Source organism: Rhodovulum sp. HP10 (assembly GCF_047553435.1).
Lineage (GTDB): Bacteria > Pseudomonadota > Alphaproteobacteria > Rhodobacterales > Rhodobacteraceae > Rhodovulum.
Map to the genome: position 1 here is coordinate 1,274,388 of NZ_CP180201.1, position 14,106 is coordinate 1,288,493.

Consider the following 14,106-nt stretch of genomic DNA (forward strand, 5'->3'; position numbering starts at 1 on the left):
CTCTCTGCGGCCGCAGCCGGTTGGGTCGGGGCCGCCCGTTCCGCAAGCGTTACCTCCGTCGCACGCATTTCGCAATGACGCGCTGTGCGCAGTCGCCAGGCAACCGGCCCCGACCCGGCCGGGCATGACCCAGCCGCCCCGCCCCAGCCGGCTGCGACAGCCCGGAGCCTCAGGCGGTAGCGGCCGGCCCCGCGGCCCCGGTCTCGACCGCCTGGCGGGCATGGGCGACCAGGTGATCGAGAAAGGCCTCGGCCACGACCGAGAGATGCTTGCCGCGCGGATAGGCCACCTGCCATTGCCGCAGCAGCGGAAAGCCCGCCACGTCCAGCACCGTCAGCGCGCCTGTCACCCCTTCCAGCGCCAGCGTGTCGCGCGATAGCGCCCCCAGCCCCAGCCCGCCGATCACCGCCTGCTTGATCGCCTCGTTCGAGCCAAGCTCCATCCGCATCGGCAGCGTGAGCCCCCGCGCCCGGAAGAAGCGTTCGACCGCCAGCCGCGTGCCCGAGCCGCGCTCGCGCAGAAGAAACGGCTCGCGCGCGACCCGCTCGGGCGGAATGCCGCGCTCGGCCGCCAGCGGATGGTCGGGCCGCGCGATCAGGACCAGCGGATTGTCGGCAATGGCCGTCGCCACCACGTCGAGCCCCTCGGGCGGGGTGCCGAGAATGCACAGATCGTCCTCGCGGGCGGCGAGCCGGGCCAGCACCGCCTGGCGATTGGTGACCGTCAGTGCCACTTCGATGCCGGGATTGGCGTCGCAGAACTGGCCCAGGAGGCGCGGCAGGAAATATTGCGCGGTCGAGACGATGGCCAGCGTCAGCCGCCCCGCACGCAGGCCCCGCATGTCGGCCAGCCGCATCTCCATCCGCCCGACCGCATCCAGCGTCTCGCGCGCGCCCTCGACCACCACGCGGCCCGCATCCGTCGGCTGCATCCGCTTGCCGATCCGGTCCAGAAGCGTGATGCCCAGGCTGTCCTCCAGCTGCTTGACCTGGGTGAAGACCGCGGGCTGGGTCAGGTTCAGCTCTTCGGCGGCGCGGGTATAGCTTTGATGTCGGGCCACCGACAGGAACACCGACAATTGCCGCAGGCTGATCCGCATAATATGCAATTCCCTATCTTTAACCTAAAAACTATTCAGTTTTACAAAGGCATTCAAGCGCCCATAGTGCCGCCCAACGACAACATCCCGTCGGAGGAGCACAGATGGCCAAGACCTATGACGCCGGTGTCAAGGAATACCGGTCGACCTATTGGGAGCCCGATTACACGCTGAAGGACAGCGACATTCTCGCCGTCTTCAAGGTGATCCCGCAGCCCGGCGTCTCGCGCGAGGAAGCCGCGGCCGCCGTCGCCGCCGAAAGCTCGACCGGGACCTGGACCACGGTCTGGACCGATCTTCTGACCGATCTCGACTATTACAAGGGCCGCGCCTACGCCATCGAGGATGTGCCGGGCAGCGACGAGGCCTTCTATGCCTTCATCGCCTATCCGATGGACCTGTTCGAGGAAGGCTCGGTCGTCAACGTCTTCACCTCGATCGTGGGCAATGTCTTCGGCTTCAAGGCGGTGCGCTCGCTCCGTCTCGAGGACGTGCGCTTCCCCCTGTGGTTCGTCGCCACCTGCTTCGGCCCGCCCCATGGCATCCAGGTCGAGCGCGACAAGATGGACAAGTATGGCCGCCCGCTGCTGGGCTGCACCATCAAGCCCAAGCTGGGGCTCTCGGCCAAGAACTATGGCCGCGCGGTCTATGAATGCCTGCGGGGCGGCCTCGATTTCACCAAGGATGACGAGAACGTCAACTCCCAGCCCTTCATGCGCTGGCGCGACCGGTTCCTGTTCTGCCAGGAGGCCATCGACAAGGCCGAGGCCGAGACCGGCGAGCGCAAGGGCCACTACATGAACGTGACCGCGCCCACCATGGAAGAGGTCTACAAGCGCGCCGAATTCGCCAAGGAGCTGAAGACCCCGATCATCATGTCGGATTACCTGACGCTGGGCTGGGCCGCGCATAATTCGTTGTCGAAATGGTGTCGCGACAACGGACTCCTGCTGCACGTCCACCGCGCCATGCACGCGGTGCTGGACCGCAACCCCAATCACGGCATCAACTTCCGGGTGCTGGCGAAGATGCTGCGGCTTCTGGGCGGCGATCACCTGCATTCGGGCACCGTGGTCGGCAAGCTCGAAGGCGACCGCGCGGCGACGCTGGGCTGGATCGACCTTCTGCGCGACCGCCATATCAAGGAGGACCGCTCGCGCGGGATCTTCTTCGATCAGGACTGGGGCGCGATGCCGGGGGTCTTCCCGGTCGCCTCGGGCGGCATCCATGTCTGGCACATGCCGGCGCTGGTCTCGATCTTCGGCAACGACTCGGTCCTGCAATTCGGGGGCGGCACGCTCGGCCATCCCTGGGGCAACGCGGCCGGCGCCGCTGCGAACCGGGTCGCGCTCGAGGCCTGCGTCCAGGCCCGCAACGAGGGCCGTGAGCTGGAGAAGGAGGGCAAGGAGATCCTGCAGAATGCCGCGAAACACAGCCCCGAGCTGAAGGTCGCGATGGAGACCTGGAAAGAGATCAAGTTCGAATTCGACACCGTCGACAAGCTCGACACCCAGCACCGCTGAGCGCCCGGAGGGAGAAAGAGAATGAGCAAGGTTCAGGACTACACCTCGCGGCTGTCGGACCCCGCGAGCCGCCGGATGGGTACCTTTTCCTACCTGCACGAGATGGATGACGCGCAGATCCGCAAGCAGGTGGAATGGATCGTGAAACATGGCTGGAACCCGGCCATCGAACATACCGAGCCGCAATTCGCCAAGTCGAACTACTGGTACATGTGGAAGCTGCCGATGTTCGGGGAAACCGATGTCGATACCATCCTGGCCGAGCTGAAGGCCTGCCATGACGCGAACCCCGACAACCATGTCCGGCTGATCGGCTACAACAATTACAGCCAGAGCCAGGGCGCCAACATGGTGGTCTATCGCGGCACGCCGGTCTGAGCGGCCGCCCCTGCAATAGCGGGCCGCGCTCGGATGCGGGCGCGGTCCCGACCAGTGAACGCATTCCCCCCGGGGGAGGACAGACCATGACCGACATGCTCGCACAGTACCGCGTCGCGGAGGAACCCTATTACCGGCCCGTCGCCCACGAGGTCGCGCTTTACGAGGCCGCCTATGCGGCGAAGATGCCGGTGATGCTGAAAGGCCCGACGGGCTGCGGCAAGACCCGCTTCGTCGAGCACATGGCCTGGCGGCTGGGCAAGCCGCTGGTCACCGTCGCCTGCAACGAGGACATGACCGCCTCGGACATCGTCGGCCGCTTCCTGCTCGAGCCCGAGGGCACGCGCTGGCAGGACGGCCCGCTGGCCTTCGCCGCGCGCCATGGCGCGATCTGCTATCTCGACGAGATCGTCGAGGCACGGCAGGACACCACCGTCGTCATCCACCCGCTGACCGACAACCGCCGCGTCCTTCCCCTTGAAAAGAAAGGGGAAATCTTGCGCGCGCATGAGGATTTCCACCTCGTGATCTCGTATAACCCCGGCTATCAGAGCCTGATGAAGGACCTGAAACAGTCCACCAAGCAGCGCTTCGGCGCGCTCGATTTCAGCTATCCCGAGCATGCGACCGAGGTCGAGATCGTCACCCATGAGGCGGGCATCGATGCAACGGAGGCGGGCAAGCTGGTCTCGATCGCCGAACGCGCCCGCAACCTCAAGGGCCACGGGCTCGACGAGGGAATTTCCACCCGGATGCTGATCCATGCCGGCTCGCTGATGGCGCGCGGGATCGAGGCGCCCGCCGCCTGCCGCATGGCGCTGGTGCGCCCGATCACCGACGATCCCGACATGCGCGACGCGCTCGACGCCGCCGTCGCCACCTATTTCTGATCGCCATGGCGAGGCTCGAGGACTACGCAGAGCTGCTGGCCAATCTCGACGCGCCGCAGCGCGAGACGCTGGAAGAGCTCTGGCCCGAGGCGGTGCGCCTGCTCAGCCCGCGCGGGCTCGACAACTGGCTGAAGGGCACGGCGGCACTGTCGCATATGGGCCGTGGCAATCACATCGTGCGCAGCTGGATCGAGACCGTGCCGACCGTCGCCCGCGATCTGGGCGAGGACATCATTCCCGATCTGGCGCAGGCCTGTCTGGGCTTTGCCTCGCGCACCTCGGGCGCGGTGATCGAACGGGTTCTGGCGACCGCCCCCGTGGCCTCGCGCCGCCTGTCGGACCCCGATCTGTTCCGCGCCTATCTGCAACTCCTGAACCAGTTGTTGGCGCAGGCGCCGCGCGGCCTGCGGCCGATGCTGGAGCATCTCGAAGAACTGCTGGGCGTGCTGACGCTCGGTGGCCTGCGCCGCTGGGCCAGCTGGGGCGCCGAGGCGCATCGCACCGATTACGAAGAGCTGAGCCGCTATTTCGGCCTCGAAAGCGCGGAATCGCAGGCGATCCTGCAACGCGAGCGCAAGGGCACGCTGTTCGTCGACATCCACCGCCGGATCGGGATGTATCTGCGTGCGCTCTGGGGACGGGATTTCCTGATGCGCCCGACAGCGGGCGATTTCGAGGCCCGCGAGGGCATCCACCCCCATATCGCCGAGTATTTCCTGCATCTGCCAGACGCCTATGACGACTGGGAGGGCGTGCCGGGGCTCGACCTCTACCGCGCCGCCGCCGCCCATGCCGCCGCCCATGTCATGGTCACCACTGCGCCCCTGAAGGGCGACGAACTGAACGCGCTGCAACGCGCCTGTATTGGCCTGATCGAGGACGCGCGCGTCGAGGCTCTGGCCATCGCCCGCTTCCCGCGCCTGCGCGATCTCTGGCTGCAATTCCACCGCCCCGCCGCTGACGGGTCGATGACCGCGCGTTTCGGCCGGATCGCGCTGGCGCTGCTGGACCCCGACACGCCGCTGGAGGACGAGACCGCGGACTGGGTGCGGGCGGCTTTTGCCGGGGCCGATCCGGGCACCGCAGCGACATCCTTCGATCTGGGCCTGCAACTGGCGCATCGTCTGCGCAACGAGCCCTATTCCGCCTGGCGCGACGGGCAGGCCGCGCCCTATCGCGACGACAACCGTTATATCTGGGAATTCGAGGCAACGGTCGACTGGGAAAAGGGCGCCGCGCCCGACCAGCAGGTCCGCAAATATGTCTCGGTCTCGGAGATGGTGAACGCGGTCGAGGTCGAAACCGCCGGTGACGACGCACAGGAGATCTGGGCCGCCGAAACCGAGCTGTTCGACGATGACGGCGTCTCGTTCAACGACAAGGAGGGCAAGGCGCCCGTCGCGCCGCCCGTGGCCTATGACGAGTTCGACTACCGCATCCAGATGCACCGTCCGGCCTGGGCCATGGTGCAGGAAAAGCGCCCGCGCCTGGGCGATCCGGCCGATATCGACGCGATCCTGACCGAAAACCGCAAGCTCACGCAGCGGATGCGGCACCTGCTGGACGCGATGCAACCCCAGGGCGTGCAGCGCATCCGCAGGCTCGAGGATGGCGACGAGATCGACCTGAACGCCGCGACCCAGGCGATGATCGATATCCGCATGGGGCGGCAGCCCGATCCGCGGGTGATGATGCGGTCCCTGCGCAAGACCCGCGACATCGCGGTGATGGCGCTTCTGGACCTTTCGGAATCGACCAACGACCCGGTGGCGGGGCAGGATCAAACGGTGCTCGACCTGACCCGGGCGGCGACCGTGCTTCTGGCCGAGGCCATCGCAAAGGTGGGCGACGCCTTCGCACTGCACGGCTTCTGCTCGGACGGACGGCACAACGTCTTCTATGCCCGCTACAAGGATTTCGACCAGACCTGGGGCGAGATCCCGAAGGCGCGACTCGCGGGGATGGAGGGGCATCTCTCGACCCGCATGGGCGCCGCGATCCGCCATGCGGGGGCGCATCTGGGCCGCGTCGCCGCCGCAAAGAAGCTGATGCTGGTCATCACCGACGGCGCGCCCTCGGATATCGACGAGCGCGATCCGCAATATCTGCGCCAGGACGCCCGCGCCGCCGTGCAGGAGGTCGCCAAGACCGGCGTCATCCCGTTCTGCCTGACTCTCGACCCGCGCGCCGATCAATATGTCGCGCAGATCTTCGGGCAGCGGAACTTCCTGGTGCTGGAAAACATCGCCCGCCTGCCCGAACGCCTGCCCCAGCTTTACGCGGGCCTGACCCGCTAGGTGTTCAGTCCCGGCATTTGGTGGATCGGGTTTAGGATGAATCTGTCCGGCTCTGAAGTCCAGACCTTGCAGACGTAGTCGAGAGATGCCGTTGTGCTGAAGGCACCGATGCAGCGCCGAGCGTGTCAGATGCGGGATGGACGCCTGCAGGGCATAGAGGCCGTCGTCCAGCGGCAGCAGCGTATGGCGTCGGAACGCGATGATGGCCGCCTCCTCCGCCTCCGTCAGGGTCGTCGAACGTGGCTCCTTCGGCCCCGTCTTGAGATCCTCGACCGTCTGGCGTTTGCGCCACTTCGCAACCGTTTTGGGGTTCGTCGGGAAAACGATTCACTGGATCGTCTTTCGATCCTCCTCACTCCCGAGATCCCGGCTCACCTCCGCCTTTACCCACGACCCGGCAAGGCCGCTATACGGCCGGACGGAACCGACCAGAACCAGCCCCTTCCCAAGGGCACATACCGTAATTCAGCGGCATGCAGGCGACCGCAACGCGCTCGGCATGGCCGCATCGGTGCGGTCCTGCCCCGCCGAAGCGGCACGGCCCCGGTCCCGATCGGCAAGGTCCATCCCGCGCGGTCGGCCGACTGGAGGACGGAGCTCGCGGCCGCTCGGCCGGCCCTCGGGCCGCTTCAGGCCCGGGGCGGCGCCGTTCTGGCGGGCGGCGGCGTCTCGGTCTCGGCAACGATGCCCCGCCACCCTGCCCGGCCCCCTTGCTTGTCGTCGCGCGGCATCCTCGGGGGCCTCCATCCTGCGCCTCGACGCCAATCGCGATCTCAACACCCCCGAAACCGGCGCCTCGGGCGTTCCGGGCGGGATCGCGCCGAGCGGTCCGGCGGGGCTTTGGAAGACGGGCCCCGGCGCCGCACCCCGGCAGATCGTCCTTGCCGTCACCCGCGATCTCGATCCGGTCGAACAGGCCCTTATCGAGCGTCGCGCCCCGGCATCGTCCCGACCGAATATGCCGTCGGGATATACCCTCTGGCACGAGCTGTCGCCTGACGCGCTGAACGTCTGAGCCCGGGTCATGGCCGGGTACCGCCTTCCGGGGCCTTCCGGGGCTCGGGATCGCCGAATTCCAGGCGAGTTGAAAGAGGGCGTCAGGCCGGTTTCGCCCGGGGCTCTGCCGAAGGCGCTCGCCCCGCTGTTTCGGGCCTGAAGCCCCCGAGCGAAACGGAAAACCCCGCCCCGGCAGCGCGGCCGGGACGGGGCTTTGATGCGTGTCGCGGGGAAACTGGCCCCCGAGCGATTACTCTTCGGACAGCTTCGAGATATAGGCGTAGACGTCCTTGACCTCTTGCGGGTCGCGGGCGTTGTAGGTCATCAGACCGCGCGCCCGGGGATCGTCGAGATAGTCGCGCAGGTAGGCGGTCGGGTCTTCGGCATAGATCGAGACCTTTTCCTCGTCCCAGACCAGACCGGCTTCTCCGGCGGCCTTCATCGACTTGGAGTAGCGGAAGCCTTCGACCGTCCCGGCGGTGCGGCCCGGCATGCCATAGAGGTTCGGACCGACCTTGAGACCGCGACCGGCCAGCGTCTCGCCAGAGGGGCTGACGACGCTGTGGCAGGTGGCGCACTGGATGAAAGCCTTTTCGCCCTTGGCGGGATCGCCGGTCACCACGGCGGCCGGGGCGGCGGCCGGTTCCTCGGCAGCGGGTTCTTCGGCGGCAGGCTCAGCGGCCGGTTCGGCAGCAGCTTCCTCGGTCGCATCGCCACCGATCACGGGCTCTTCGCTGCCGGTGAGCGCCTCGCGGGTGTCCTGCACCGCCTCGGTCACGGCCTCGCCCGCGCTGTCGGCCGCATCTTCGGCCGTCTCGACGGCAGCCGTCGCGGCATCAACCGCCTTCTCGGCAACGGTCGGCTCTTCGGAAGCTGGTTCTTCGGCGGCGGGCTCCTCGGCAGCCGGTTCTGCTGCAGCGGGCTCTTCAGCGGCCGGTTCCTCGGCAGCCGGTTCCTCGCTCGCGGCGGCCGCGATATTGCCGAACAGCTCTTCGACGCTTTCAGGGGCGGCGGCAGCCTTTTCGGTCGCGGCGGTCAGGGCCGAGGACTTGCCGGCCAGAGCAGCGGCGCGCTCTGCGAGATCGGCATATTCGGCGGCAAGCGCAGAGGCCTGCTCGGCCAGGGTCATCGCCGAGGCCGCAGCATCGGGCGTGGCGACGGGAGCGGCAGCCGCAGGCGCTTCGGCGGCGTCATCCGCAGCAGCGGTCTCCTCGGCGGCAGGTTCCCCGGCAGCCTCGTCCTGGGCAGCAGTCGCCTCGGCGGCGGGGGCGGCGGCTTCCTCGGCAGCAGGCGCGTCGGCGGCTTCGGCAGCCGGTTCCTCGGCGGTGGCTTCCTCCTCGGCTGCGGGCGCGGCGGCGACAGCGTCCTGGGTCGCGGCGGCATCCTCTGCGGCGGGAGCGTCAGCACCTTCTTCGGCGGCCGGAGCCTCGGCAACGGCTTCCTCGGCAGCAGGTTCCTCGGCGGCGGCTTCCTCGGCGACCGGGGCTTCGGCAGCTTCAGTGGCGGTTTCAGCAGCGGCGGCGGCAGGCGCCTCGGTCACAGCTTCTTCCGAAACAGCCTCGTCGGTCACAGCCTCGTCGGCCGGCGCGGCCGCTTCGGCGGCGGGAGCCTCGGCGACCGGCGTCTCGATCACGGGCTCGCTCTTGGTTTCCTTGCCGCCACTGAAGCCGACAGCCGCGATCGCGATGCCAATCGCCGGCGCGGCGACGATCAGCCGGATCAGGTTATGCGAATTATTGGACATGGTTCATCCTTTTTTCGTTCCGCTGCCGACGGCCAGGACCACCCCGTCCGCGGCAGGACGTCCTCCTGCGGGTTCCGGCGGGAGCCCCTGATGCCTCCCGCAATCGGCCAGACGAACCGCCGGAGCGCCAAAGCACAGCCCGGCGCCCTTTGGCCGCCATGCGGGACCATACCCAACAGAGCGCATGATGGCAGCCTTTTGTCGCCGCCTGCGACTCTGCTACGCGGGGCTTGCCCCTTGTCAGACCGTATCGGCAGCCAACGACCGCGCAACCGGCAGGGTTTGCGCCGGATTTCGACGGGTTCGCGCCTGATCGGACCGCGCGGAACGCAGCATTCCGGCCCCGAATCGACCCGTGGCTTCAACACGATTCCCCGGCAGGAAGTTCCGCGAAAACAGACAAATTGAATACCTGTTCTGCGCGGACTTCAGTCTGCCGTCAGGCTGAGGGCGTTTCCTGCGCCGACCGGCCCGATGATGCGGTCGGCGCAACGACCCAAAGGACGAACGCCCATGCGCAGCCTTCTCATGCGATATGCCACCCCCTCGACCATCGCGCTTTTCCTGGTCTCGCTGATCACCGGGATCGCGCTTTTCTTCCATCTCGGCCCCCGGGCCTTTCACGGCATCCACGAATGGCTCAGCATGGCGCTGATCCTGGGCTTCGGGCTGCATGTCTGGCGCAACTGGCGGCCGATGCTGCGCTACCTGACGGGGCGCCCGCTGGCCCTGTCGCTGGCCGTCACGCTTCTGGCCTCGGCCGCCTTCTTCCTGCCGACAGGCGGCAGCGGCGGCGGGCGGCCTCCGGTCTTCGGGCTGGCGATGCAGGTGATGGCCCAGCCCCCCGCCACGGTGGCCCCGGCGCTCGGAACCACCGTCGAGGAGCTGACCGCCCGGCTTGACGCAGCGGGCTTTGCGATGAGCGATCCGGCCCGGCCGCTGAGCGAGATCGCGCGCGCCTCGGGCAGGTCTCCAATGGAGCTGGCACGGGTTCTGGCGGACCGGCCGCGCTGAGCCCCGCAAAAGCTGCGCAGCGCCCGCCAAGCGACGGGCGTTTCGCTGGCCCGGCAGCTCAGGCACAGGCAAAGCCCGGCCCGACCGGGGTTTCGCGGATCTCGCCGCCCTCGCGATCGAGAAAGAGCACCGACAGCCCCAGCCGCCGCGCCAGCGCCGCTCCGGCCGCGCTTCCCAGCACCATCAGCGCCGTCGCCCAGGCATCGGCCTCGATGCAACGCGGCGCCAAAACCGTGACCGATGCCGGGCTGTCGGCCAGCGGCGCGCCCCGCGCCGGATCCATGGTATGCGACAGCCGCCGTCCGCCCAGATCAACCCAGTGCCGGTAATCGCCCGAGCTCGCCACAGCTCCGGCCTCGAGTGCCAGCAGACCATGCAGCGCCCGGCTCCCAGGATCGGGTCGCTCGAGCGCCACTGCCCAGGGCTGCCCGTCGGGCCGGAGCCCGAGCGCGCGCAGATCGCCATCGATGGCCAGAAGCGCACTTTCGACCCCGAAGCCCTGCGCCACCTCGGCCAGACGATCAACGCCATGGCCCTTGGCGATACCGCAAAGATCGAGCGCAAGCGGTCCATGCTTGCGCGCCCGCCGGTTGGCGACGTCGAGGTCCAGAAGCTCATGTGCCGGACGCCGCCGCAGGGCGAGCGCCGCACCGATCCGGGCCGGATCGGCGGGGGTTCCGGAAAACCCCCAGGCCGCGGTCGCATCGCCCAGCCCGATCTCGAAGGCTCCGCCCGAGGCCCGCCCGATGGCCAGCCCCATCGTCAGGACCGTCACCAGCCCCTCGGGCAGATCGACCCAGAGACCGGCCGGCGCCCGGTTCAGGCGCATCAAATCGCTGTCGGGGCGGCGGACCGACATCTCGGCCTCGACCGCCTCGACCGCCGCCGACAAGGCGGCCCGGAGCGGCCCGGGGCCGACCCCGGGCGCGGCATGCAGGAGCGCGGACCAGCGCGCCCCCATCGCCGGGCCGTTCAGCGCCAGCCGCCGCGTCGGGGCGGAGAGCTCAGTAGACATCCTCGACATAGCGCCCCTCCGCCTTCAGCCCGGACAGGCTCGCCTCGCGGCCCGACAGGATCTCGTCGAAGGCCTCGGCCACCCCCGCCGCCATCGCCCGCCCGCCGCAGACCATGACCTGCGCCCCCTGCCCGATCAGACCCGCCACCCGCTCGGCATCGCGGCGCAGAAGATCCTGAACATAGGCCCGCTCGGCGCTGCGCGAGAAAGCGGTGGCGAGACCGGCCAGCCGTCCGTCGCGCATCCAGCGCGCCAGTTCGTCGCCATAAAGCAGATCGCTTTCGGCCGTGCGGGCACCGAAATAAAGCCGGATCGGCCGCCCGGAGCGATTGGCCCGCACGAAGCCCGCCAGCGGGCCGATGCCAGTCCCCGCGCCGATCAGGATCAGCGGCGCCCGGCCGGGCCCGGCATGAAAGCCGGGATTGGGCCGCAGGAAGGCCGTCACCGTCTGGCCCGGGGAAAGCTCGAAAAGCTGCCCCGAGCAGAGCCCGCCCGGATGCTTGCGCACGCAGATCTCGGCAAAACCGTCCTCGCTGCCCGAGGCCAGCGAATAATAGCGCGGGCGGGTGTCGCCCTCCGGCAGCACCGCCAGCAGATCGCCCGCGCGGAACGCGTCGAAGCCCTGCCCGGTCAGCCGCTGCCAGAGGCTTCGCCGCGGCAGGGCGAAGCGCAGGATCGCGGCCGGGGCCTGCACCTCGGCGCCATAGTCGCGGCGCGAGACCAGCCGCAGGCGCTGCGGCACGGGCGGGGCGACGGGCGGCGCCAACTCGAGCGCCAGTCCGAGCCGCTCGGCCAGCGCATGGCCCCAGCGCGCGAAATCGGCTGCCGACTGGCGGTCGACGCGGGCGGGCGGCATCAGTTCGGCCCAGCCCGCCGCGCGCGCGGCAGCAGCAACCTTGTCGGCATAGCCGCAGAAGGCGGGAAAGCTGCTGTCGCCGAAACCGAGCAGCGCGAAGGGTGCGGCGGGCGGAGCGGGCAGCGCCGCGAGCCGGTCGAGAAAGCCCCGCGCCGAACCCGGCGCATCGCCCGCTCCCGAGGTCGCGGCCAGGATCAGCACCTGGCGGGCAGAGAGATAGCGCGCGGGCGCAAACTCGGCCATCGGCGCCACATGCACCCGGCAACCGGCCCGGACGAGCCCCGCGCGCAAGGTCTCGGCAAAGCCCCAGGTGGTGCCGCCCTCGGAGCCGACCAGCAGGATCGTGTCGGCCGCCCCGGGCGCCACCGCCCGGACGCGGCGCAGTGCCCCGGGACCCAGCCGACGCCCCGCCTGCTGCACGAGCCCGGTCAGGCCCAGAAGCGGAACGCAGAGCGCCGACAGCCCGAGCATCAGCCCGAGCGCCGCCGCGCCGCGACCGCTGTGAAGCCGGATCGCCAGCGCGCTCAGCCGCTCGGCCGCGCTGGCGGGCGTCCAGTCGAGCAGCACGCCGCTGAGCGGGTCGGCATGGCCGCTGCCCGCGACCGTCCGCAGCGTGAAAAGATCGCCCGGAACCCCCGGGCGCGGCAGCGCAAGCTGGCGAAGCTCGGCCGCGGGCAGATCCGCCAGCGAGAGCGTGACCGAGGCCGCTGGCGCGTGGGTTCGGGGCAGCAGATCGAAACTGTCCGCCGCCAGCCAGAGCCCGCTCAGCGCCGAGACCGCCAGCCCCGCCGCCGCGACGCGCCCCAGATCGAGATGGAGCCGCTGCCGCCAGGGCCCCCGCGCCGGAACGAAGAAGGCCCGGATGCCGCCCAGCCGCCGCACCGCCAGCGCCAGCCCCGACAGCGTCAGGATCAGCATCGCGAGGCTCGCCGTCGCGACGACCAGCCGCCCGGCATCGCCCAGAAACAGCGCCCGGTGCAGATTGGTCAGCCAGAGCTGAAGCGGCGAACGGAGCGCCGGGCCGAGGATCTCTCCGCTCGCCCCGTCGACGTACCAGCGCGCGGCACTGCCCGCGTCGAAGGCATAGGCGGTGATCCGGCCCGAGGCCGAGACCCGGATCTCTTCGAGCCCGGGCACCGTCGACCCGAGCCGCTCGGCCAGATCGGCCGCCGAGATCGCGGGCAGCGGCGGGGTGCCCAGCGCCTCGGCCGCAGGATAAAGCGACAGCGCCGCCCCGCTCAGGGCGGTCACCGACAGAAGAAGGGCGGCGGCAAGCCCGGCCCAGCGATGCAGCGGACGGATCATCGGAGCCTCCTCACATGTCGTAGGCGAAGCTGGCGATATAGCCCCGCCCCGCGACCGGACGACCCGCGCCTTCGGTCGTGAGCGGCAGCACGATCTCGGAGGGGCTGTCGCGCATGTCCTCGACGGCGGCGTCGATATGCAGCGCATAGCCCGCATCAAACAGCGCCCCGGCCAGATCGAGGCTGACGGTCAGGGTCCGACCCGCGCCGACGCTGGCGCCGGTGATGCCCTCGACCTCGGCGCTGTCGCCGCCGGTGGCCGCGGACCAGTCGGACAGGTGCTTGTAGTACTTGGCCTTGGCCCCGGCCATCCAGAGCGAGCCGACATAGGCGCCCGAGGCATCGGTGACGTAATAGGCCAGATAGGCGCCGTCACCGCCGTAATCGGCCAGTTTCGTGGTGAAGGTCACCTCGTCGCCAAGGGCCAGGCCCGGAGCGGTCAGGGCGGTGCTGACGGCGAGGGCGGTCGGCAGGGTCTTCATCTCTTGTCCTCCTGTCAGGTCGCGTTCAGTTGGTCCGGGCGCGCGGCGCGGCGCCATTGTCGAAAAGCCCGTTGGCAGGCGGGGTGCCGGGCGCAGGTGCCCGCATCGCCTGACCGCCGCCGCTGCGCCGGTCGCAATCGAAGCCGGGGGTGGAACAGCGGTCCTGATTTCGGCCCTGATTGCGGTCCTGGCTCCGGTCCGGGCGCCGGTCGTCGTCGCGATCCCGGCCGACCCGGCCGCGATGGTCGTCGCCCCGGTGCCACAAGCCGCGATGGCTCTCATGCCGGGCGCCGCCCGCCAGACAGACGCCCGATGCGGCCTGCCGGGCCATGGGCCTGGACAGGTCGGGGCCAGTGGGGACGGTGAGGCCAGTGGGAGCGGCGGCAGCGGCGGATTGCGCGACGGCCGCGCCGGACAGCCCGAGGGCCAGGCAGGCGGCAATGATGGGAAGCGAGATGCGGGTCATGTCGGTCTCCTTTTCGAAGGATGGTGTCGGTCGATGGTCCGG

The 14,106-nt window shown here is 69.4% G+C and carries 11 protein-coding genes and 1 pseudogene; 5 read left to right on the forward strand and 7 right to left on the reverse strand.

Annotated features, from left to right (window positions below; all coding sequences use genetic code 11):
* Positions 1-169: 169 nt before the first annotated feature.
* On the reverse strand, positions 170-1,099 hold the full coding sequence (locus ACK8CO_RS05955) for a LysR substrate-binding domain-containing protein (protein ID WP_414898501.1): 930 nt from the start codon (positions 1,097-1,099) through the stop codon (positions 170-172).
* A gap of 104 nt (positions 1,100-1,203) precedes the next feature.
* Between ACK8CO_RS05955 and ACK8CO_RS05960 the strand changes: the two genes are divergently transcribed.
* The 4 genes from ACK8CO_RS05960 (at position 1,204) to ACK8CO_RS05975 (ending at position 6,187) form a co-directional block, all read left to right on the forward strand.
* Positions 1,204-2,622, forward strand: a complete 1,419-nt coding sequence (locus tag ACK8CO_RS05960; protein ID WP_414898502.1) for a form I ribulose bisphosphate carboxylase large subunit — start codon at positions 1,204-1,206, stop codon at positions 2,620-2,622.
* Positions 2,623-2,643: 21 nt separating this feature from the next.
* Positions 2,644-3,000, forward strand: a complete 357-nt coding sequence (locus tag ACK8CO_RS05965; RefSeq protein ID WP_414898503.1) for a ribulose bisphosphate carboxylase small subunit — start codon at positions 2,644-2,646, stop codon at positions 2,998-3,000.
* 86 nt (positions 3,001-3,086) lie between these two features.
* Positions 3,087-3,890 (forward strand): CbbQ/NirQ/NorQ/GpvN family protein, encoded by an 804-nt coding sequence (locus ACK8CO_RS05970; protein ID WP_414898504.1) that lies wholly within the window; start codon positions 3,087-3,089, stop codon positions 3,888-3,890.
* A gap of 5 nt (positions 3,891-3,895) precedes the next feature.
* Positions 3,896-6,187 carry a nitric oxide reductase activation protein NorD gene (locus ACK8CO_RS05975; protein ID WP_414898505.1) on the forward strand — a complete coding sequence of 764 codons (2,292 nt, stop codon included), beginning with the start codon at positions 3,896-3,898 and terminating at the stop codon, positions 6,185-6,187.
* A gap of 75 nt (positions 6,188-6,262) precedes the next feature.
* Here the strand turns inward: ACK8CO_RS05975 and ACK8CO_RS05980 are convergent.
* A pseudogene (locus tag ACK8CO_RS05980) lies at positions 6,263-6,514 on the reverse strand (IS481 family transposase); the annotation flags it as partial.
* A gap of 919 nt (positions 6,515-7,433) precedes the next feature.
* Entirely contained in the window at positions 7,434-8,927 is a 1,494-nt protein-coding gene (locus tag ACK8CO_RS05985) for a c-type cytochrome (RefSeq protein ID WP_414898506.1), read from the reverse strand.
* A 513-nt stretch (positions 8,928-9,440) separates the two neighbouring features.
* Here ACK8CO_RS05985 and ACK8CO_RS05990 point away from each other — a divergent pair.
* Positions 9,441-9,941 (forward strand): DUF4405 domain-containing protein, encoded by a 501-nt coding sequence (locus tag ACK8CO_RS05990; protein ID WP_080615324.1) that lies wholly within the window; start codon positions 9,441-9,443, stop codon positions 9,939-9,941.
* Positions 9,942-9,999: 58 nt separating this feature from the next.
* Here ACK8CO_RS05990 and ACK8CO_RS05995 read toward each other — a convergent pair whose 3' ends face one another.
* From ACK8CO_RS05995 to ACK8CO_RS06010, 4 genes are read right to left on the reverse strand one after another with little or no spacing between them, the layout of a single operon-like run.
* On the reverse strand, positions 10,000-10,956 hold the full coding sequence (locus ACK8CO_RS05995; protein ID WP_414898507.1) for an FAD:protein FMN transferase: 957 nt from the start codon (positions 10,954-10,956) through the stop codon (positions 10,000-10,002).
* On the reverse strand, positions 10,946-13,117 hold the full coding sequence (locus ACK8CO_RS06000; protein WP_414898508.1) for a PepSY domain-containing protein: 2,172 nt from the start codon (positions 13,115-13,117) through the stop codon (positions 10,946-10,948). Before ACK8CO_RS06000 ends, ACK8CO_RS05995 begins: the two co-directional genes overlap by 11 nt.
* Before the next feature lie 10 nt (positions 13,118-13,127).
* Positions 13,128-13,598: a DUF2271 domain-containing protein gene (locus ACK8CO_RS06005; RefSeq protein ID WP_414898509.1), complete on the reverse strand. Its 471-nt coding sequence runs from the start codon at positions 13,596-13,598 to the stop codon at positions 13,128-13,130.
* A 25-nt stretch (positions 13,599-13,623) separates the two neighbouring features.
* A complete protein-coding gene (locus tag ACK8CO_RS06010) occupies positions 13,624-14,064 on the reverse strand; it encodes a hypothetical protein (RefSeq protein ID WP_414898510.1) in 441 nt (146 codons plus the stop codon).
* Positions 14,065-14,106 lie beyond the last annotated feature (42 nt).

Coding starts and splice junctions, on each gene's coding strand:
- ACK8CO_RS05970 (WP_414898504.1), top strand. CDS start 3,087: ATGACCGACATGCTCGCACAGTACCGCGTCGCGGAGGAACCCTATTAC.
- ACK8CO_RS05965 (WP_414898503.1), top strand. CDS start 2,644: ATGAGCAAGGTTCAGGACTACACCTCGCGGCTGTCGGACCCCGCGAGC.
- ACK8CO_RS05985 (WP_414898506.1), bottom strand. CDS start 8,927: ATGTCCAATAATTCGCATAACCTGATCCGGCTGATCGTCGCCGCGCCG.
- ACK8CO_RS05975 (WP_414898505.1), top strand. CDS start 3,896: ATGGCGAGGCTCGAGGACTACGCAGAGCTGCTGGCCAATCTCGACGCG.
- ACK8CO_RS06005 (WP_414898509.1), bottom strand. CDS start 13,598: ATGAAGACCCTGCCGACCGCCCTCGCCGTCAGCACCGCCCTGACCGCT.
- ACK8CO_RS06010 (WP_414898510.1), bottom strand. CDS start 14,064: ATGACCCGCATCTCGCTTCCCATCATTGCCGCCTGCCTGGCCCTCGGG.
- ACK8CO_RS05995 (WP_414898507.1), bottom strand. CDS start 10,956: ATGTCTACTGAGCTCTCCGCCCCGACGCGGCGGCTGGCGCTGAACGGC.
- ACK8CO_RS05955 (WP_414898501.1), bottom strand. CDS start 1,099: ATGCGGATCAGCCTGCGGCAATTGTCGGTGTTCCTGTCGGTGGCCCGA.
- ACK8CO_RS06000 (WP_414898508.1), bottom strand. CDS start 13,117: ATGATCCGTCCGCTGCATCGCTGGGCCGGGCTTGCCGCCGCCCTTCTT.
- ACK8CO_RS05990 (WP_080615324.1), top strand. CDS start 9,441: ATGCGCAGCCTTCTCATGCGATATGCCACCCCCTCGACCATCGCGCTT.
- ACK8CO_RS05960 (WP_414898502.1), top strand. CDS start 1,204: ATGGCCAAGACCTATGACGCCGGTGTCAAGGAATACCGGTCGACCTAT.